This is a genomic window from Sphingobacterium faecale (genome assembly GCF_016746095.1).
GTDB classification, from domain to species: domain Bacteria; phylum Bacteroidota; class Bacteroidia; order Sphingobacteriales; family Sphingobacteriaceae; genus Sphingobacterium; species Sphingobacterium faecale.
Genome location: NZ_JAERTY010000010.1, coordinates 123,604 through 143,794, shown reverse-complemented (window position 1 = coordinate 143,794; position 20,191 = coordinate 123,604). Strand labels below are relative to the sequence as shown.

The window sequence follows — 20,191 nt, the reverse complement described above, 5'->3', positions numbered from 1 at the left end:
AAGATTTATGGGATTTATACTTTTAATAAGTATAGGTTTCTCTTGCTCAGCTGATAAGCAAGAACCATTAGAGAACAATGGGGCAATTCCCCAACAGATAAAAGTTGTTAATGTTGAAAATTTACCTGGTGCAGCTAAAGTATACTACAGTCTGCCTGATGATCCAAATATATTGTACATAAGAGGTGAATATATACTTTCTAACGGACAGAAAAAATCGGTAAAAGCTTCAACATACACTAATTATATTGAAATTGAGGGTTTTGGTAGATCGGAGCAGCACCATGTCCAGCTGTATTCGGTATCGCGTTCAGAAGTTAGTTCTGCCCCTGTAGAGGTTGATATTCACCCTTTATCTGCTTTAATTCATGATGTCTTCGAAACGTTAAACGTTAGCGAGACTTTTGGTGGGGTACATGCTGTGTTTTCTAATACTGACAAAGCGGAGTTGATTTTACATACGATGATAAAGGATAATGAAGGTAACTGGATTAATTATGATAGATTGTATTCTAATGCTCCAGAGAAACGATACTCCATTCGGGGACTGGAAAATGTATCTACGGAGTTTGCGTTTTATTTTTCGGATAAGTGGAATAACTCATCCGATACGCTGAAACGAACAATGACACCATTGTATGAACGGATTATTGACAAATCCGATTGGAAAAATGCGAAGTTGTTTAATGATACCTATATTCCCGAATTTGACTCTTGGGCATTAGAAAATTTATGGGACAATACGACCTCAAAGATTTTTTGGGGACATCCATCTAAGCCTGAAAATTTAGCTCTGCCTAACTGGTTTACGATAGATCTTGGCAAAAAGTATATTTTTAGCCGCATTCGCGTGAATCAGTTAAATCACGATAAGTCGTTCATGTATACGGGAGGTACACCTTTAACATTTGAGATCTGGGGCAGTAATAATCCTTCTCAGAATGGCGAATGGGACTCTTGGACCAAGTTGGGTGACTATACGTCAGTAAAACCTTCTGGTCTGCCAACGGGAAGTTTGAGCGATGAAGATATTCGCGTAGCCATAGCGGGAGAAGACTATGATTTTCCTGTTAATTTACCAGCTTATCGCTATATACGATTCAAAACCACTCGAACATATGGGGCAAGGGTAAATATCGCATTGTCGGAGTTAACATTATGGGGACAACAAGTTGATTAAAATATGATAGCCATGATACATTCTAAATTATATATACCGGTAGTTTTGCTGTTTGTTTTTACAGTGATCGGTTGTAAAAAAATGGATTCAACTTACGCTGAATTTTTGGAAGGAGGGGAAAAAATATACATCAGCAAAGCCGATTCTTTAAAAGCTTTTGTAGGCAGAGATCGTATTCAGCTGCAATGGTTGCTAATATCGGATCCTAAAGTAAGAAAATACAAAGTGTACTGGAACAATAGAGCAGATTCTGTTGAAGGCGAGTTGAATAAGACAGAGAATATAGATACTGTAAAGGTGATGGTTAGCAACCTCCCAGAAGGTTCTTATAATTTTGAAGTGCTCCAGTATGACAATAAGGGAAATACTTCCATACGCACTGAAGTGGTGGGACGGTCATATGGGGCATTGTACGCAGGGTCGTTATATAATAGATCCTATAAGCTGATAAATAGAGAAGGGAGTGATGTTGAGGTTCTTTGGGGACCTGCTGATGAAACTTTGGAGAGCGTGGAAGTACAATATATAGATAATAAGAATATGACGAGAACATTAGTTTTTCCTGCTTCGGACGAGTTGTCAATTATTCCCGATTTTCCGCAAGGGGGCCAGTTTACCTATAAGTCATATTATGTACCCGATACGCTGTTTGTGGATAAGTTTTCGTCACCGGCCGAACAATTTGAAGAAGTACTGTCTGAAAAGGAGTCAGATAAAGCAAAATTCAAACACTATCCTTTGCCTACGGATACCTATCAACCGCTTTTTGATTCGTGGGGAATCAAAAACCTTTGGGACGGAATATCAAATCATGTTGATCATATCTTTTATGTAAGTGAAAATGCGCCTAATTTGAAACTTCCGAATTGGTTTACCATAAACTTGGGAGAGAAAAAGACGTTGAGCAAGGTTCGGGTCAATCAACTTTCTCATGCGGACGCTTGGCTATTTTCATCAGGGGCGCCAAAAACTTATGAGATTTATGGATCTAATGATCCTAATAGTGATGGTAGTTTTGATGGATGGCATTTGTTGGGAAGCTACGAGTCCGTAAAGCCTTCAAATTCAGCGGGACTGACAGCAGAAGATATAGCCGTCGGTCGAGTTGGAGAGTACCAGACATTTGTGGGGAATATCGATCAATATCAGTACATAAGGTTTAAAGTGAACTCAACTTGGGGGGGAGTTATGAACGTAATGCTATCTGAACTCACCTTTTATGAGATTGGAAGTACTTTCAAAAAGATTATAAAATAAATAGTAACACTATGGCATTTAACGTAATACAAGAAGTGAATACGGTTGATACAATTTCAAATCAAAAAGCACAATCCAACTATGTTGTTGGGTTGTGTATCCTTGCAGTGTTGTATTTTTTAATAGGTTTCGTAACGGTACTTAATGATACTTTAGTTCCTTTTTTCAAACAAGGTTTCTCGTTGAGTTATGCGGAATCATCTTTAGTTCAGTTCTATTTTTTTCTGACCTATGGATTGATTTCAATTCCTGCAGGGCGGATAGTGGAAAAGTTGAGTTATAAAACGAGTATGGTGTTGGGGTTTGCAATAGCAGGAGTCGGAGCATTGTTGTTTTTTCCAGCTTCACGCTTCCATGAGTACGCATTGTTTTTATTAGCGTTATTTATTGTGGCTATTGGTATTGTACTGCTGCAAGTTGCTGCTAACCCATATATAACGGTAATGGGAAAGCCAGAAACAGCAGCCTCTCGTCTTACTTTGATTCAAGGGGTCGGTTCAATAGGAACCACATTGGCACCAATTTTTGGGGCACATTTTGTACTGTCTAAGATGGATAATTCAATACAATCCAGCGAAATTTTAGTCAAACCTTATGTGCTTCTAGGGATCGTTCTTTTTTTTATTAGTTTGATTGTCTTTTTTCTCAAAATGCCGAAAATTGAAACACCCAAAAAAGTTGGAGAAGTTAATTCAGAGAAAAAAGATAAAGCCTTATCCTTTACCTTATTCAAACATAGAAACTTAAAATTTGGAGTCATAGCGTTGTTTTTGTATGTGGGAGCTGAGGTTTCGATCGGCACATTTTTGACAAATTATATTGCCGATCGATTGAGTATATCTGATCATAATGCTAATTTTTATCTGTCTCTTTATTGGGGAGGAATGTTAGTAGGGCGGTTTGTAGGGGCATACTTTTTAAAATATTTTGCATCAAATAGAATATTAACTGTTATTTCTATTGTTGCTATGTTTTTGATTATTATGTCTTTATCTACTGGGGGGTACATTTCGGTGTGGATGATGGTCTGTGTTGGGCTTTGTAATAGTATTATGTTTGCAACTATCTTTTCATTGGCCGTTAATGGTCTCGGAAGTATGACTACAAGAGCTTCTGGACTATTATCCACCGCTATTGTGGGCGGCGCGTTTATTCCATACTTGCAAGGTTTAGTGCTTGATCGTTTTACTTGGGAGATTGCTTTTATTATCCCTGTGTTTTGTTTTGCTTTTATAGCCTATTATGGTTGGAATGGTTATAGGGAATCATGTTAAGGGCTTTCTGGTCAGATTGTCTGTGTATGCCGTCGATGATTAATTAATAGTTATAATAATATGTTGTGTCGTCAATTTAATCTAAAAGTGCTAAAGTGCTTGATTTTAGTGGCTTTTATAGGCTTATCCTCGAGTTTGATTCAGGCTCAAGATAGATACAAGTCCCGTGTTGGGTCAGCTTCAGAAAAAGTATATAGTACTAATGCTAGAAATCTTAAGAAAATTAAGGGAAATTCTATTCAGATTGACCCAAGCGTATTATATTCATGCAATATTAGTCCAGATAGTCTGATTAGGGATTTAAAGAAAGCTAAGATAACCTCTGTTCATCTACTTGTGGTTAACAGTTGGGATGGACAAAAAGATGATAACTTATTCAGACCCGCTTATCTAGATGCATTGAAACGAAATGATATCGCTATTTGGCTGATGTTACCCGGCAACTGTATGTATGACCAATTACCGAAGGAGTGGGAAATGGAGTTTATAACGCCTTTTGCTGAACAAAATCTAAGGTTTTATTCTTTTCATCAGGAAGCATATATTCAATGGCAGGAAAGGCGTATAGAACGTATTTTTAAAAATTATGATTTTGAAGGGATAGGCTTTGCAGAGTCTTATTTTCCGGAATGGAATACAATCCATACCAATGGGCACTACGGAGATATTAGTTTATTTGCGAGAACAAAATTCACAAGGGATTTTTTAAATAGCCCCGATGAGATTTTGACTTTTGATGCTATTTACAATAATCCGGAGTTGTTTTCTAAGTGGCAGGACTTCCGGGTTGATGCTATACTGGAGTTTAATCGTCGTGTCAAAGATGTGGTCCGTAGAGTAAGTCCTACAACGGTTTTTGCATCTTGGGTTATTGCAGTATTGGGGGGATCTGTTTCTGAAATAAGACAACATTATGGGCTGGATTTAGCAAGAATAGCGAAGGAGGTGAAGCCCGATGTCATGTTTGTACAGACCTCCTATCAGGAATGGGGAAACCCCACATTGCCTATCGATTATATTAAAGGATATAAATATGCTAAAGAAGCTATCGAACAGGCCAATCCGCAAGTAAAAGTGGGGGTCCAAGCTGATATTACCTCTTTATCTTATCATAACCCAGGGATCGGTGTACGTGTGCCGGCATGGTGGCTGAAGTTTATGGAGTATTCCAAAGAGTTGGGTTACTATACGAATACCTCTTATGAATATGCTTTTAGTAAAAAGCAGGGGCTTTGGCCCAATTGAAAACTTAAACCAAAATATCCAGATGAAGAAAAAGAAATTGTCAAGACGTATTTTTTTAGAGAAGATGTTGGCTACTACTGCTATAGTTAGTAGTGTGGGATCGGTGGTTAATCCACAAAGATCCTTTTCGATGGAACATAAAGTCAGTAGAAAATCCTTTCATAAAATCGGAATTATAGGATTAGATACCTCCCATAGCGAAGTGTTTTCGAAAATTATTAACGAAGGGGAGTTGAAAAGCCGTGGTTTTAAGGTCGTAGCAGCTTATCCACATGGTAGTAAAGACATTGCATCAGCGTTAGATATGAAACAAGGTGTAATCGATGCTGTCAGAAGACTGGGGGTCGAAATTGTGGACAGTATTGAACAATTGCTGGCGAATGTTGATTTTGTTTTATTGGAATCCAACGATGGTAAAGTACACTTGGAGCAGGCAAAGCTTGTTTTTTCTGAAAAGAAACCTGTATTTATCGACAAACCATTAGCAGGTAGTTTGAAGGATGTTAAAGAGATCATTGCATTGTCAAAACATCACCAAACTCCATTTTTTTCATCATCGGCCTTACGTTACGATACTAATGTTGTCAAAGTCAAGAATGGTGCAATAGGCCCAGTGACGGGAGCAGATGTCTACACCCCAGCTGAGATTGATCCAGGACATCTTGATATGGCATGGTATGGTATTCATGGTGTAGAGATGCTCTTTACAGTCATGGGGCCAGGATGTCAATCGGTGAGACGTGTACACACAGAGGGTACAGATATGCTGGTAGGAATGTGGACTGACGGTCGAGTCGGCACAGTTCGTGGTATACGCAAAGGGGCTGCTAGTATTTCTGGTGTGGCCTTTGGAGAAAAAGGAATTTCACCATTGGGTCCTTTTACTACATATGTGCCTTTAGTAGATAAAATATTAACCTTCTTTGAGACAAGGATTCCACCTTTTTATATCGAAGAAACTTTAGAAATATTCCAGTTCATGCATGCTGCAGATGTTAGTAAAGCCAAGAATGGCAAGGAAATCAAGCTTAAATAATATGTAAACTTAAATTATGGAAACATCAAGAAGAAAATTTATCAAAAACGCCTCTGTGATTACCGGTTTTAGTATTGTCTCAAGTAATGTTTTGGGAAAAACTCTAGGACATATTGCGCCCAGTGACAAACTCCATATCGCAGGTGTGGGGGTAGGGGGTATGGGACGTAGAAATCTGGCCAATATGAATACAGAAAATATCGTGGCACTTTGCGATGTTGACTGGAAATATGCTGATAAGACGTTCAAGGACTATCCGAAAGCAAGAAGATATAAGGATTGGAGATCAATGTTTGATGAATTTGGCAAATCTATAGATGCTATAATGGTAGCTACTCCAGATCATACACACGCGGCTGTAACAGCTCATGCTATCACTATGGGCAAGCATTGTTATACACAGAAACCTTTGACCCATGCTGTGTACGAATCTCGGTTGCTTACGGAGCTTGCAAAACACTATCAGGTAGCCACCCAAATGGGTAATCAAGGTAATTCATGGGATTGGTGTAGAGATATCGCTGAATGGATTCAATCCGATGCCATTGGGGAAGTATACGAAGTACATTGTTGGACGAATCGTCCTATCTGGCCACAAGGTTTGATGAAACCGAAGGATTCCATGCCAATTCCTTCTACTTTGGACTGGGATCTATTTCTTGCGCATCGTGACAATATGGATTATAATAGCGTATATACTCCATGGAACTGGAGAGGTTGGTATGAATTTGGAACAGGGGCTCTTGGGGATATGGCATGTCATATTATGGACCCTGTATATTGGGCTTTAGACTTAAAGTATCCAATCAAAGTCAATGGGAGTTCAACTTTAAGCAATCTCTATTCACCGCCACATGCCGAGAAAGTAAAATATACTTTCCCTGCACGAGGTAGGAAGGGAAATGTGAATATGCCGGAAGTCAATGTGTATTGGTATGACGGAGGGTTGCTGCCTGATAGACCAGCAGAATTACCGGATGGGGTCATGATGGGGGATCCAAACGGAGGAATAATATTCGTAGGCAAGAAGGGTAAAATCATGACAGGGTGTTATGGAGAAAATGCGACCTTATTACCTTTAACTGCGATGGAGAGCTTTCAGAAACCAAAGCCGTGGATAACTCGTATAAAGGGCGGTAATGGTAGTATTTGGAATTCTAATGCCCATGAGCGAGATTGGATACGCGCTTCAAAAGAATCCAAATCGAATCGGAAGGAATCCAGTTCTCACTTTGGCTTTTCAGGGCCATTTAATGAGATGGTAGTCATGGGGATGTTAGCAGTGCGCCTGCAAGGTTTGAATAGGGATTTATTGTGGGATGGTCAGAAGATGGAATTTACGAATATTTCTCCGACAGAAGAAATTAGTGTAGTTTCTGTGGATGAGTTTAATGTGATTGATGGGGATCCCGTATTCAATAGAAAGCAGATATCGTTGAACGCCTTGGACGCTGCGAAAAGATGGATTAGACCCGAATATAAAAATGGGTTTAAACTACCGGATATGCCAAAGAATACTTAAATTTAAATAGGACGTTAGTACACTATAAAGGGTCATACAACACATGTTGTATGACCCTTTATGCTGGTTTTAGAGGCTTATTTATAAGCAAACACGTCTCCTAAGTCGTCATTGCTGGTAAATGTGCAACCAAGATCTGTTAGTTCGCCAGTACCGATGTTGATAACCATTCCGTGGACCGCTAGATCATTTCGCTGTTTCCACGCATTTTGGATGATCGATGTTGTACAAAGATTGAAAACCTGTTCTTTAACATTGAGTTCGATCAAGCGATCGACTTTTTTGTCATGATCTTCAATAGCATCTATTTCGGCAGCATGGATACGGTATACATCTTTAATATGACAGAGCCAGTTGTCGATAATGCCAAATTGTTGACGGCTTAAAGCTGCTGCAACGCCCCCACAACCATAGTGTCCTGCGATGATAACTTGTTTTATTTTCAAAACATTTACAGCATAATCCAGAACAGATAACATGCTCATGTCGGCATGAATCACCATATTGGCTATATTACGATGCACAAAGACTTCGCCTGGTTTTGTCCCAGTAATTTCATTGGCAGGAACCCGGCTATCGGCGCAGCCGATCCATAGGATCTCTGGGTTCTGCCCTTTGGCCAATTGCTGGAACCTGCCAGTCGTATCTTTACTTACGAAATCAACCCAGTCTTTGTTGCCTTGTTTTATTCTTTGAAAACCTAATTCCAGTTCTTTATTTTCCATGTTCTTGTTTTAATTTATGAACCGTTTAAACGAGTCCAAGTTACAGTATTTTGAATTTAATTCTATTATGTATCACCTTGTATTTTCTCACATTGGTGATGTTTTTTTGTTTATACTTTTGTATTTCAGTTGTTTGTGGTCGTCTTTTAAAACTGCTCCTGTGGCTGCTTTTTGTATGTAATGTCTACGAGTGCTATTTCCATACCCTTGCTGAGCGCATTCTGCTCATAGTCCTTGATGACCTCAATTACATCCTTGTCAAGGAACTTGCTGTTTCGGCCGTCTATAGTGACCGATTTTACAGCCTTAGGTAAGTCGTATAGCTGTTTTTGTATAGCCGCTTTATTGAGAAAAGTCACTTCTTCGGCAAGGGTAATGACTACTTTTGTGGTCCCAGTTTTATCCGCTTCGGAATCTTTCGTGAAGTTGAAAATAAATGCATTCTGTATGTTGGCTCTAAAAATATAGAACATAGCTACGAGGATACCTATTCCCACACCTTTTAGTAAGTCAGTAGCGACGATGGCAACAACGGTGATAATAAAGGGGATAAATTGATCTAGCCCCTTGTTGTACATGGCCTTGAACAGTGCTGGTTTAGCTAGTTTGTATCCGGTGTGCAACAGGATGGCTGCTAAACAGGCCAGTGGTATTAAATTGATGACAAATGGAATAGCTAAAACTGCCAATAATAGCCAAATACCATGTAAGATAGCGGATTGACGCGTACGTCCTCCGGAATTTGCATTGGCAGATGACCGTACGATAACGGAGGTTAAAGGAATACCTCCCAGAAAGCCTGAAGTCATGTTGCCCACACCTTGGGCTACAAGTTCTCTATTCGTTGGGGATACTCTTTTCAAAGGGTCTAATTTGTCGACGGCTTCGATACTGAGCAGAGTCTCTAAGCTTGCTACTATTGCGATAGTGATAGCTACTGTCCATACCTCTGCATTCACAATCTGTGTGAAGTCCGGAAAAATGAATAACCCTGTAAACTCCTCAAAAGAGGAGACTGTAGGGATCGCTACAAAGTGTGTGGATCCGTTGATGAGTGCAAAGGAAGTTCCTTGGAAAGCATAGCCCAAGCCTAGGCCCAGTATCACCACTACAAGTGGAGCCGGAAGCTTGTTGAGTCCTCTTAAAGTTGGCCAATATATCAATATAGCTAGTGAGAGTAGACAGATAATCGTAGCTCCTATATTGACCGTGGAAAAGACTGTATCTGTAAATGCGCCTATGCCACCTCCGTTTTCAACCTCAAAGGCGTGCGATTCTGTCATACCTAAAGCCAATGGCAATTGTTTTAATATAATGGTAATACCAATAGCGGTCAGCATTCCTAAGATGACAGCCGAAGGGAAAAAATTGCCAATCATTCCAGCTTTTATTATCCCTAAAAACAACTGAACTATACCAGCAATGACAACGGCGAGGAGGAAGGTTTCATAAGCGCCTAATTGTTGTATCGCACCATATACAATGGTGGTGAGACCTGCGGCAGGGCCGCTTACACTGAGCTGTGATCCTGAAATTGAGGCGACTACAATGCCACCGATTATCCCAGTTAATACACCTGCAAATAAGGGGGCTCCAGAAGCCATAGCGATGCCTAGGCATAGCGGTAAGGCCACAAGGAATACCACAATACTTGCAGAAAAATCATATTTTAAGTCCCTTTTCGATAATTTGAGAAAAGCGGACATACGTGTTCCTAACATAAAAAATCAATAATGTTTACTGTGTTGTGTTAAATCGAATGTACACTATATACCCACGCTCAATATTGTAAAATATGAAGCAAATAGGTTTTAAGTTCTTTAAAGTTGATTTTAACAGTTAGGGGGAGGAGTCGGTACAGAAGGATGATAACTGCAGATGCTCTTTTCGTTACGGAGATAGTTACGCTGTTTTCCGTTGTTTTCGATGGAAGGGTTGAATGCAAGATAATCTATGGCATCCGGTTTGAAAACCTTAACTCCATGTTCATGTAGGTCTTCATTATTGCTATTGGATCCCTTTGTGGTTTGCTCTACTTCGAGCTGCATGACGACCTGTAATATTGTTCCTTTGTCTAGTACATCTATAAACATAGGGGTAGCAGAAATAAGCATCTTCGTAAAGAAGACAAAAAAGCATAGCTTGGCAGCTAAGATTCGCTTTGCTTTATTAAACATATGTATGTTTTCTACCCAACTCATTTTGACAAAAATAAAATAAAAAATGGTAATTGGGTTGTTTTTTGAAATTTTATTATATAAATTTTACAAAAGTTGTTAATAAAAGCTGTTTTGTAGCGCTTGTGGTAAAGTGTTGCTATTGCAGGAATAATTTTATTAAGATTATTGATCTATTATTTATAAATTAGGTAACACAAATACTAATTTGTTGATACGATGAAACAACAGTTTATTGATAAGATCTTAGCTTCTTACAATCCTAAAGGAGCCTTTATTCAACTGGGATCGGGCTTATTGGATGGTGAGGTTGTGACAGATGCAAGGGTTAATCTGGCTTTGAAGATGATGAATCGTCATGGTCTAATAGCCGGAGCGACGGGAACCGGAAAGACACGTACGTTGCAACTGATGGCCGAGCAGCTGTCAGACGCAGGAGTACCTGTTTTTATGTTGGATGTCAAAGGCGATCTTTCAGGGTTGGCTGAAGCTGGTAAGACGAATGATGCACTGCTCGAACGTGGGCTCGCTGTAGGGATACCTTTTGAGCCGTCTGAATTTCCAATAGAGCTGTTTTCGTTGAGTGGAAAGCTGGGAGCGCCTATGCGGGTGACCGTGGAGGATTTTGGGCCAGTGCTGTTGTCAAGGATTTTGGATTTAAACGATACGCAATCTGGGGTGCTGAGTGCTATTTTTAAGTATGCGGAAGACACGCAGTTGCCTGTGGTTGACTTTACCGATTTGAAGAGGCTGTTGAGTTATCTTTCTGATGGACCAGGAGCTGATGAAATCAAAGAAGATTATGGTCGGATCAGTACCGCTAGTTCGGGGGCTATATTGCGAAAGATCGTAGCGATTGAACAACAAGGTGTATCGCATATTTTTGGTGAGAAGGAATTTGATATCAATGACCTATTTAGCAAGGTAGATGGCAAGGGCGTTATTTCGCTATTGAATATTTCTGACATCCAAGACCAGCCCTTACTTTTTTCGACTTTTTTACTGAGTTTATTAGCACAGTTGTTCAAAAGAATGCCAGAAGTGGGGGATTTGGATAAACCCAAACTAGTCTTTTTCTTTGATGAAGCACATTTGTTGTTCAATGGTGCCTCTAAGGCTTTTTTAACACAGATTGAACAGATTGTTCGTTTGATCCGTTCAAAAGGAGTAGGGGTATTCTTCTGTACGCAGGCGGCTACGGATATTCCCGAGAGTGTGTTGGGGCAATTGGGTAATCGTATACAACATGCACTGCGAGCTTTTACGCCCAATGATGCGGACAATCTGAGGAAGACGGTGAAGACGTATCCGACTTCGGAATTTTATCAGATCGATAAAATATTGACATCTCTGGGTACAGGTCAGGCACTGGTAACCGTGTTGAATGATAAGGGGATTCCCACGGAGGTCGTAGCTACACATTTAGTTCCTGCTCGGGCTATTATGGGACCCTGTTCTGCTCCACATTATGAAGAATTGGTCACGACTTCCTCTTTTTTTTCCAAATATCAGGAACGCGTAGAGCGGCGTACAGCCTCCGAAATATTAGAGGAACGGCTATTGACAGCTAACCGAGTGAAGGAGGAAGAAAAGAGTCGTCAGCAGGCGGAAAAACAGGCTAATCGACCAATAGCTACACGTTCTAGGAGACAGACTCCATTGGAGGCTGCTCAAACCCAGGCTAGTAGAACATTGGCCCGAGAAGGTGTGAAACTGATTGGAAAGTTAGCCAATGGTTTATTAAATGCCTTTTTTAAGAAGAAGTAGGTATAAACTTAGCTCTTTTGTTTAAAAGTTTCGGTCACAGGGTAAAATCTCATAAATTCATTGATATGAGACAATTATATTGCACATGAAAATGAATTTATGTAGGTTTGTGCTCAGTAAAAAAAGCATATAACTTATTATATATTATGGGAAAACCTACTTTGTTAGTTTTAGCAGCTGGGATGGCAAGTCGTTATGGATCTTTAAAACAGGTAGATAGTTTTGGACCTCATGGTGAGACTATTATCGATTATTCTATATATGACGCTATAAGAGCTGGGTTCGGAAAAGTAATCTTTATTATCCGTAAAGAGTTTGAAAATATCATGCGGGAAAAATTCGACACTAAATTCAGCGGATTGATTGATGTTGAATACGCTTTTCAAGACTTTGATTTGACAAAATTTGGTATTGATCGTATTATTGAACGTACGAAGCCTTGGGGAACAGCTCATGCCGTACTAAGCGCAAAGGATCTTGTAAATGAACCTTTCTGTGTAATTAATGCAGATGATTTTTACGGTACAGATTCTTTTGTGAAAATGGCTGACTTCTTAAATAATGAAGTGTCTGATACTCATATGTCATTGATGGGATTCGAGGTCGGAAATACGATGTCGGACTATGGCTATGTTTCTAGAGGCGTATGTGAAGTTTCAACTGATGGTCATATGGATAGCGTCACGGAGCGTACTAATATTTATTATAAAGCCGATAGCACTGTTGATAAAAAGATTGTGTATGAAGAGGGAGGGGTTGAAACGGAACTTGCACCTGATACGCGTGTTTCTATGAATTTCTGGGGATTTACTCCGAAGGTATTCGAGGTGGCATTATCTATGTTTCCTAAATTTGTGGAAGAAAATGCTGACAATCTTAAAGCCGAATTTTTTATTCCATCTGTGCCTGATTATATGGTAAGACATGGCTTGGCTGATTTTAAGGTGATTCCAACTTCTTCTAAATGGTTTGGTGTGACTTATTCGGAAGATAAGCCTATTGTAAAGGAGAGCATCTCTAAGCTTGTGGCTGAAGGGGCTTATCCTGAAAAGCTTTTTTAAACAATGTTTTTCAATAAAAAAAGCGCTAAGTGATTAGCGCTTTTTTTATTGAAATTTTAAAGTTTATTTTACTTCTTCAAAGTCTACATCCTGAACATCATCAGCACCGCTTTGGTTATTTCCAGCCTGTCCAGCTTGTTCTCCACCTTGAGGTTGGCCTTGTTGCGAAGCAGCGTACATTTCTTCAGAAGCTGCATTCCATGCGTTTTGTAGTTCTTCGGAAGCCGTGTCTATATCCGTGAAATTTCTTGCCGCATGTGCCGCTTTCAATTTCTCTAAGCCTGCTTCAATAGGAGCTTTCTTGTCGGCAGAAATTTTGTCCCCATATTCTTTCAATTGTTTTTCTGTAGAGAATACTAAGGCATCTGCAGCATTGATTTTATCTGCTTCTTCTTTTATCTTTTTGTCTGCTTCAGCATTAGCTTCTGCTTCTTGTTTCATTTTTTGGATCTCTTCGTCTGAAAGACCCGAAGAAGCCTCAATACGGATGTTTTGCTCTTTTCCGGTTGCTTTATCTTTAGCAGATACTTTGATGATACCATTGGCATCAATGTCAAAGATTACCTCAATCTGAGGAATACCACGTGGAGCAGGAGGAATATCAGCTAGCTGGAAGCGTCCTAACGTGCGGTTTTGTGAAGCCATAGGTCGCTCACCCTGCAATACGTGGATTTCTACAGAAGGCTGATTGTCTGAAGCTGTAGAGAACACTTCTGATTTTTTAGTTGGGATAGTGGTATTTGCTTCGATTAATTTAGTCATTACACCGCCCATAGTTTCAATACCCAATGAAAGAGGAGTAACGTCTAACAGTAATACATCTTTTACTTCACCTGTCAATACACCGCCCTGAATTGCTGCTCCTAATGCAACAACTTCATCAGGATTTACACCTTTAGAAGGCTCTTTCCCAAAGAATTCTTTTACTGCATCTACAATAGCAGGTATACGTGTAGAACCTCCCACAAGGATAATTTCGTCGATGTCGGATGTGCTGAAACCAGCGTTTTTCAATGCTGTACGGCAAGGTTCGATGGTACGTTTAACTAGGTCTGCTACCAAACTTTCAAATTTAGCACGTGACAATGTGCGCACTAAGTGCTTAGGACCTGTAGCATCAGCAGTGATGTAAGGTAAGTTGATTTCCGTAGATGAAGTGCTCGAAAGTTCAATTTTTGCTTTCTCAGCAGCTTCTTTCAAACGTTGCAACGCCATAGCGTCTTTTTTCAGATCGAAACCATTGTTTTCTGCTTTGAACTCGTCATTCAGCCAGTTGATGATTGCATTGTCAAAATCGTCACCACCAAGGTGAGTGTCACCATCGGTAGCTTTAACTTCGAATACACCGTCACCCAATTCAAGAACAGAAACGTCATGTGTACCACCACCACAGTCGAATACAACGATTTTCATGTCCTTATTTGCTTTATCAAGACCATAAGCCAAAGCTGCAGCAGTAGGTTCGTTAATAATACGTTCTACTTTTAGACCCGCGATTTCACCGGCTTCTTTGGTCGCTTGACGTTGTGCGTCATTAAAATAAGCAGGTACAGTAATTACAGCACGGCTCACCTCTTGACCTAAGTAGTCTTCAGCAGTTTTCTTCATTTTCTGAAGTGTCATTGCCGAGATTTCTTGTGGTGTGTATTTACGGTCGTCTATCTCTACACGAGGCGTATTATTATCACCTTTTACTATTTTATAAGGTACGTGTGAAAGCTCTTTGGAAGCTTCATCATATGAAGTACCCATAAAGCGTTTGATAGAGTATATAGTTTTGTGGGGGTTTGTGATCGCTTGACGTTTAGCAGGATCTCCTACCTTACGCTCACCACCATCTACAAATGCCACAATAGAAGGAGTTGTACGTTTACCTTCATTGTTTGCAATTACTACTGGCTCATTACCTTCCATAACGGCTACACATGAGTTCGTAGTTCCTAAGTCGATTCCTATAATTTTAGACATATTCTTATGTATTGTTTTTACAAGTTATTTGTTTTGATTGTAATACAACAACCCTTATGCCAACAAAATGTTTGCCTAAAAAAAGTGAAAAAGAACTACAAAATGTCTGTAATGTGACATAGTAAAATGACAAAATGTCTTTTTTAATAGATTATTTGTTCTAAAATTCTCTTTTTAGCGGATCCACTGTCATCTCCGCGTTGAAAGAATCTGCCAATAGAGTTGGAGAAATCATCCAATGTCATTGCTTTAGATTTTTTATCTCTCCAATCTGTGGGGACAGTGTCATTATGATAATCCACCTTTGTAGCCCAGTATTGGATATGCATTTCGGGAATGGCCAGTCCTAGAATCATGCCTGGCAAACCATGACTCAATGCCGGCCCCGCGGATACGGGGATTTGATCGGTATAAAAAGCTACTAGGTACAAGGAGTCTGCGGTTGCCCCATTTACCCTGCGGCATTCAAATCCTGCAATATTACGATACTCATCTGTAAAACGCCAGGTAACCTCTGTTAAGGAGTCCTTAAGGATATATTTGTCATCTAGTTCAACCTGTACTTCTGCTGTATTTGATTTTAAATTTTGATAGAGCACTTTAGAAGAGCCTCCTCTGGTACGGGCGCTTCGCATTGCCATCGCACCACCGCCACCTCGCATGGTGACTGCTCCCATGGAACCTCCACCTCTACCGGCTCTACCTCCACTTATTCGAGGTTGATTACGTGAGTCTTTGTTTTCTTCATCGTTTATTTCTGGTACTAATAAACTACCGTACTCGTCAAAATGCATGGTCATACGTTCGGTCCGGGAGTCGGGCATCGTATTGATATCGCCTCCCCAAAAGTGCCGGCCTCCTCCCATTCCATTAGTGGACATATCATCAAATTTTTTCATCATCTCTCTCGTCTGTGCTCTGGTATAGACCACTTTGTCGAACGAAATTGTTCCTCTATTGCCGAAGTAAGCATACTGGGCTTGGGCAGATATGCAAAGTAAGAGGCTTGTGATAGTTAATACTACTATTTTGTTCATGATAAATTCCTTTTCTACTGTTACTATCCTTCTTTTTTCTTACCCAAGTTCTTATTGAAGTCCCATTTTAGGCCTACCAATATATAACGTGTTAGTATTTGCTGGGTAGATTCATTGAAACCGGTTTCTGATGAAGACCTATTGATGTTGTTATAGGTATTAAATATATCAAATCCCTTTATGCTAGCTGTAAGACTTTCATTACTCAATAGTTTTTTGCTGATTTCGGCATTGACATAGAATTGATGCAAGCTTTTATTATAGAATTTGGTAGGTCCTTCCAGTGAATAGTTCACATTGCTACTGACGTTAAATTTTTTAGGTAAGAAATATTTGAAATATCCAGAACCGGCCATATTAAAACTCGTGTAGTTATAGCTCTTTTGTAAACTATTTCTTTGATTGTCCGCACTGATTCTCCAATTGAAATCATAATCTAAACCTTTAGAATCTTGTTCATTAAGACCGATGCCTGTGGAGAGACTAGTGGTCTGCTCATTGTTAAGCTGATATTGTTGTGTTTTAATGTCATCTCCATATTTAATATAGCTGAAGCCATTGTTGTAGTTGAGCCCACTAAAAATATTGAATTGTGTTTTTTTGTCAAATACAGGCTTATTAAAGTTGCTGTTCATTCCTGCGCGCCAACTTGATTTTCCCGTAACATTAATGTACGAACTAGTGGTCACACCTGTTAAAGTGTCTATTACTCTTTGGTTTACGATAGGGTCTGTAGTAAACGAAATATCCGCGTTTAGGTTCCAGCTAGTCCCTTTTAATAGGCTCATAGTGTGGTAGTTTAGTCGGAAAGAGTTATTGTTTGATCGTTTTAAATCTGGGTTTCCTTCTTGTTTGAATAAAGGGTTGGTTTGAGGCTGTAGTCGTTGTAACTGCGCAAACGTAGGGATATTGAAGTTGTTTTGATAAGATACTCCAATATTCTTTCTATTTGAAACCCTGTAGTTTGCATTCATGTTAACATCGTTATCCCAAAATGTACGGTCTAGATTAATATTTCTATAACCATCGGTTAAGGATTGATCCCTAAAATTTGTACGGTTAGAGAGGCTGACCGAAAGCTTTTCTGAAAAGTAGTTAAGATTGGCAACCGCTCCATGGCTGGTATTAATCGTTCTTTGATCCTGGGAATATAAGGAATCTAAAATCGGAGCAGTGTTGTTACCCTGTTCGAATGCATTTAATAGCGTTTCATTAGTAGAATTGCTAATATTATAGCCAAGTGAATAGTTGAGCTTATTCGAAATACGATCTGAATACTGAATCTGCCCAGAGATGTTGTTCCCGTTATTATTATTGTGCCTATTTTGGTTTATATAAGTAGTGTCTCCTTTTACATGATACATCGCGATCTGGTTGACGATACTCTCGGAATTACTTTTGTTATAACTGTTATTGAAATGTAGATTTAATGAGCTTCCTTTTTTGTTTAACCGTTTTCTATAGTTGATTCGTATATCGTTAGAATGAGTCTGGCCGTTTGTTGTCGTTGTGTCTCCCATTCTACTGAAAGCTTCTCCGTTTTGGGTCGTATAGTTGTTGGATTCGCTACTGCTATAGTTATTGGTAAAGTTGGCACCTAGGTTGATCTCCATATTAGATGTTGAGTCTATTCTATATCTTATTTCAGATCGTACACCATGAGCATCCGACGAGTTCGCAGTCTTAGATTTACTCTCTGATTCTTCAATTACATTTTCGGCTAATAGCTGTTTGTTAAAGGATTGACGTTCATTGCTATTGCTGTTCGTGTTGAAGTTGTAATTTCCATTAAAATTGACTTTACGCTGAAAGAACTGGTTCTCATAGTTAGCTCCTACGGATGTGCTAAGTGGATTTCCAGTGATCTGGCTGTTCGTTCGCAAGCCCCCCTCACGTCCCATTCCACCCCCCATATTGTTGGTGTTAGCGGTTACTCCTATGCGCTCCGTTTTATTGAATTTTGCAGCGAATAGACTGGCAGTGTACAGTTCATTGCTTCCTGCAAGGACTTCGGCATTGCCAAAAATACCTTTGCGGGCTTCTTCTTTTAATACCGCATTGACAGTGACCTCACGTACACCATCATCTATTCCTGTTAATTCGGCTTCTTTAGATTTTTTCTCGTATACCTGTACTTTGTCGACAGCATCCGCGCGGATATTGCGGATAGCGATTTTTGGATCATAACCAAAGAACTCTTCTCCATCGATTAATACTTTGGAGACTGACTTTCCATTTGCTGTTATTTTCCCGTCACCAGAAACGGATAAACCAGGGAGGCGTCTTAATAAGTCTTCTAGTTTCGCATTTTTTTCTGTTTCAAAACTATTAGCATCGTATTCCAATGTATCGCCCTTGATACGGATGGGTAGGCGTTGTTGGATAACCACTTCCTCAATCAAATTAGCCTGTGAGCTCAAAGCGATGGGTGCAAGTGTTGAGTTGGAGCCTCCTACTTTTATTTTTTTAGAGATCAGTTCAAATTTTGGGTAGGATACAATAAGCAGATAAGAGGAGTCTCTCAAGCTCTTGAATGAAAATTTTCCATCTTCATCTGCCCTTGTGAACTGTTGCATGATAGAGTCCTGATCAAGTAATACGATAGATGCATTGGTGAGCGGCCTGCTATCGGCTTTGTCTATAACTCTGCCAGATAATGCGTGTTGCCCATAAACTAAGTTGGAAGCAACCAATATAAGAATACTGAATATAAATCTTTTCATTCAATCGGTTTAAAGATTGACCAAAGATAGAGCGAACAATTATTAAATAATGTTAAATGGATTGCAACATTTTGATGACTATTTTGTTGAGGTATTATACCTATTTTTGTGATGTATATGACTACCATTACTCTAAAATTAATAATATACACATATGACTTTCGAAGCTTATTTGAACTATTTTGAAGATGTATTGACTAATCCATCAAACTATCCTACTTATAGCGATCCTGAATATCTTAATTATGCAAAGCTCAATTGGTCCAGAATGAACCGTTGGTTGAAGAAGTTTGAAGTTAGTGAAGAGGCTCGGGCTTTTTTCTCTGCATCTACCCAAAAGCAGACTTGGATTTTGATAACAGAGCCCTGGTGCGGTGATGCGGCACATAGTGTTCCTCAAATTCATACTTTGATCAAGGATAATCCTAATATCGTCTTGGATATCCAATTGCGGGATTCCGAACCTTTTCTGATCGAGAATTACTTGACAAACGGGGGGAAGTCTATTCCTAAATTAATTATTAGAAATGAGCTGGGAGAAGATATGGCGATCTGGGGACCTAGGCCTGCAGCGCTCCAACAAATCTTTGATGAAATGAAAGCTGAAGGCAAAGAGTTTGAAGATATCAAGACTTATTTTCAAACATGGTACAATTCTGACAAAGGGGTAGAGCTGCAGCAAGAGCTGGTCGCATTATTGAGCGTAGTGGAGAAAAATTAACATTTAATAAGTTCAAAAATGCATATCGAAGAACTGCGGGAATATTGTTTAAACCAAAAGGCCGTTTACGAAGAGGCTCCCTTTGGGCCGGATACACTGGTGTTTAAAGTCGCAGGCAAAGTTTTTTTGTTGGTCGGATTGGATCAGGTGGATCAATTAAGCTTTAATGTGAAATGTGATCCAGAATATGCGGTAGAGCTTAGAGAAGGCTATGACAACACGGTATTTCCTGGATACCATATGAACAAGAAGCATTGGAACACGGTATATGCCAATCGGGAATTGTCTGATACCGTATTGTTTGAATTGGTCGACCACAGTTATCAGCTTGTCTTTGATAGTTTGCCCAAAAAGGTACGCGAAGAAATTAAGAGCGTCATCTGATATTATCATACATTAAACAAGGTAATGTAAAGATTTAATAACAATCGTGGTTTTATTGATGCTCAGGATTTGGATTATTATACCTTTGTGCGTTTAGCAAATGGCTATGGTGAC

16 protein-coding genes are annotated in these 20,191 nt (G+C 39.5%); 10 read left to right on the top strand and 6 right to left on the bottom strand.

What is annotated here, in order from left to right; translation table 11 throughout:
* The first annotated feature begins 7 nt into the window (after positions 1 to 7).
* The 6 genes from JKG61_RS18075 (at position 8) to JKG61_RS18050 (ending at position 7,514) form a co-directional block, all read left to right on the top strand.
* Positions 8 to 1,180: a DUF5000 domain-containing lipoprotein gene (locus JKG61_RS18075; protein ID WP_202104363.1), complete on the top strand. Its 1,173-nt coding sequence runs from the start codon at positions 8 to 10 to the stop codon at positions 1,178 to 1,180.
* Between the two features lie 81 nt (positions 1,181 to 1,261).
* Positions 1,262 to 2,437: a DUF4998 domain-containing protein gene (locus tag JKG61_RS18070; protein ID WP_202104362.1), complete on the top strand. Its 1,176-nt coding sequence runs from the start codon at positions 1,262 to 1,264 to the stop codon at positions 2,435 to 2,437.
* A gap of 11 nt (positions 2,438 to 2,448) precedes the next feature.
* The gene (locus JKG61_RS18065; RefSeq protein WP_202104361.1) at positions 2,449 to 3,711 is read left to right on the top strand and encodes a sugar MFS transporter; all 1,263 of its coding nucleotides are present in this window, start codon (positions 2,449 to 2,451) and stop codon (positions 3,709 to 3,711) included.
* 87 nt (positions 3,712 to 3,798) lie between these two features.
* Positions 3,799 to 4,956, top strand: coding sequence for a hypothetical protein (locus JKG61_RS18060; RefSeq protein WP_202104360.1), 1,158 nt, complete (start codon positions 3,799 to 3,801; stop codon positions 4,954 to 4,956).
* Between the two features lie 22 nt (positions 4,957 to 4,978).
* Positions 4,979 to 5,992: a Gfo/Idh/MocA family protein gene (locus JKG61_RS18055; RefSeq protein ID WP_202104359.1), complete on the top strand. Its 1,014-nt coding sequence runs from the start codon at positions 4,979 to 4,981 to the stop codon at positions 5,990 to 5,992.
* A gap of 16 nt (positions 5,993 to 6,008) precedes the next feature.
* Positions 6,009 to 7,514 (top strand): Gfo/Idh/MocA family protein, encoded by a 1,506-nt coding sequence (locus tag JKG61_RS18050; protein ID WP_202104358.1) that lies wholly within the window; start codon positions 6,009 to 6,011, stop codon positions 7,512 to 7,514.
* A gap of 77 nt (positions 7,515 to 7,591) precedes the next feature.
* On the opposite strand, the gene JKG61_RS18045 is transcribed toward JKG61_RS18050, so the two are convergent.
* The 3 genes from JKG61_RS18045 to JKG61_RS18035 form a co-directional block, all read right to left on the bottom strand.
* Positions 7,592 to 8,239 (bottom strand): carbonic anhydrase, encoded by a 648-nt coding sequence (locus JKG61_RS18045; protein ID WP_202104357.1) that lies wholly within the window; start codon positions 8,237 to 8,239, stop codon positions 7,592 to 7,594.
* Between the two features lie 146 nt (positions 8,240 to 8,385).
* Complete coding sequence (locus JKG61_RS18040; RefSeq protein ID WP_202104356.1) at positions 8,386 to 9,960, bottom strand: SulP family inorganic anion transporter; 1,575 nt, start codon at positions 9,958 to 9,960, stop codon at positions 8,386 to 8,388.
* 111 nt (positions 9,961 to 10,071) lie between these two features.
* The gene (locus JKG61_RS18035) at positions 10,072 to 10,440 is read right to left on the bottom strand and encodes a hypothetical protein (RefSeq protein WP_237249535.1); all 369 of its coding nucleotides are present in this window, start codon (positions 10,438 to 10,440) and stop codon (positions 10,072 to 10,074) included.
* A gap of 195 nt (positions 10,441 to 10,635) precedes the next feature.
* Between JKG61_RS18035 and JKG61_RS18030 the strand changes: the two genes are divergently transcribed.
* Together JKG61_RS18030 and JKG61_RS18025 are read left to right on the top strand one after the other, a co-directional pair.
* On the top strand, positions 10,636 to 12,183 hold the full coding sequence (locus tag JKG61_RS18030; protein ID WP_202104355.1) for a helicase HerA-like domain-containing protein: 1,548 nt from the start codon (positions 10,636 to 10,638) through the stop codon (positions 12,181 to 12,183).
* Positions 12,184 to 12,329: 146 nt separating this feature from the next.
* Positions 12,330 to 13,244, top strand: a complete 915-nt coding sequence (locus tag JKG61_RS18025; RefSeq protein ID WP_202104354.1) for a sugar phosphate nucleotidyltransferase — start codon at positions 12,330 to 12,332, stop codon at positions 13,242 to 13,244.
* Between the two features lie 63 nt (positions 13,245 to 13,307).
* Here the strand turns inward: JKG61_RS18025 and dnaK are convergent, their stop codons facing one another.
* The 3 genes from dnaK to JKG61_RS18010 all read right to left on the bottom strand — a co-directional run bounded on the left by dnaK (position 13,308) and on the right by JKG61_RS18010 (position 18,972).
* On the bottom strand, positions 13,308 to 15,212 hold the full coding sequence (gene dnaK / locus JKG61_RS18020) for a molecular chaperone DnaK (RefSeq protein WP_202104353.1): 1,905 nt from the start codon (positions 15,210 to 15,212) through the stop codon (positions 13,308 to 13,310).
* A gap of 143 nt (positions 15,213 to 15,355) precedes the next feature.
* Positions 15,356 to 16,249 (bottom strand): GLPGLI family protein, encoded by an 894-nt coding sequence (locus JKG61_RS18015; protein WP_202104352.1) that lies wholly within the window; start codon positions 16,247 to 16,249, stop codon positions 15,356 to 15,358.
* A 23-nt stretch (positions 16,250 to 16,272) separates the two neighbouring features.
* Positions 16,273 to 18,972, bottom strand: a complete 2,700-nt coding sequence (locus tag JKG61_RS18010; protein WP_202104351.1) for an outer membrane beta-barrel protein — start codon at positions 18,970 to 18,972, stop codon at positions 16,273 to 16,275.
* Between the two features lie 154 nt (positions 18,973 to 19,126).
* Here JKG61_RS18010 and JKG61_RS18005 point away from each other — a divergent pair, with 154 nt between their 5' ends.
* Both JKG61_RS18005 and JKG61_RS18000 read left to right on the top strand, forming a co-directional pair.
* Positions 19,127 to 19,693 carry a thioredoxin family protein gene (locus JKG61_RS18005; protein WP_202104350.1) on the top strand — a complete coding sequence of 189 codons (567 nt, stop codon included), beginning with the start codon at positions 19,127 to 19,129 and terminating at the stop codon, positions 19,691 to 19,693.
* A gap of 18 nt (positions 19,694 to 19,711) precedes the next feature.
* Positions 19,712 to 20,077, top strand: coding sequence for an MmcQ/YjbR family DNA-binding protein (locus tag JKG61_RS18000; RefSeq protein ID WP_202104349.1), 366 nt, complete (start codon positions 19,712 to 19,714; stop codon positions 20,075 to 20,077).
* Positions 20,078 to 20,191: the final 114 nt, after the last annotated feature.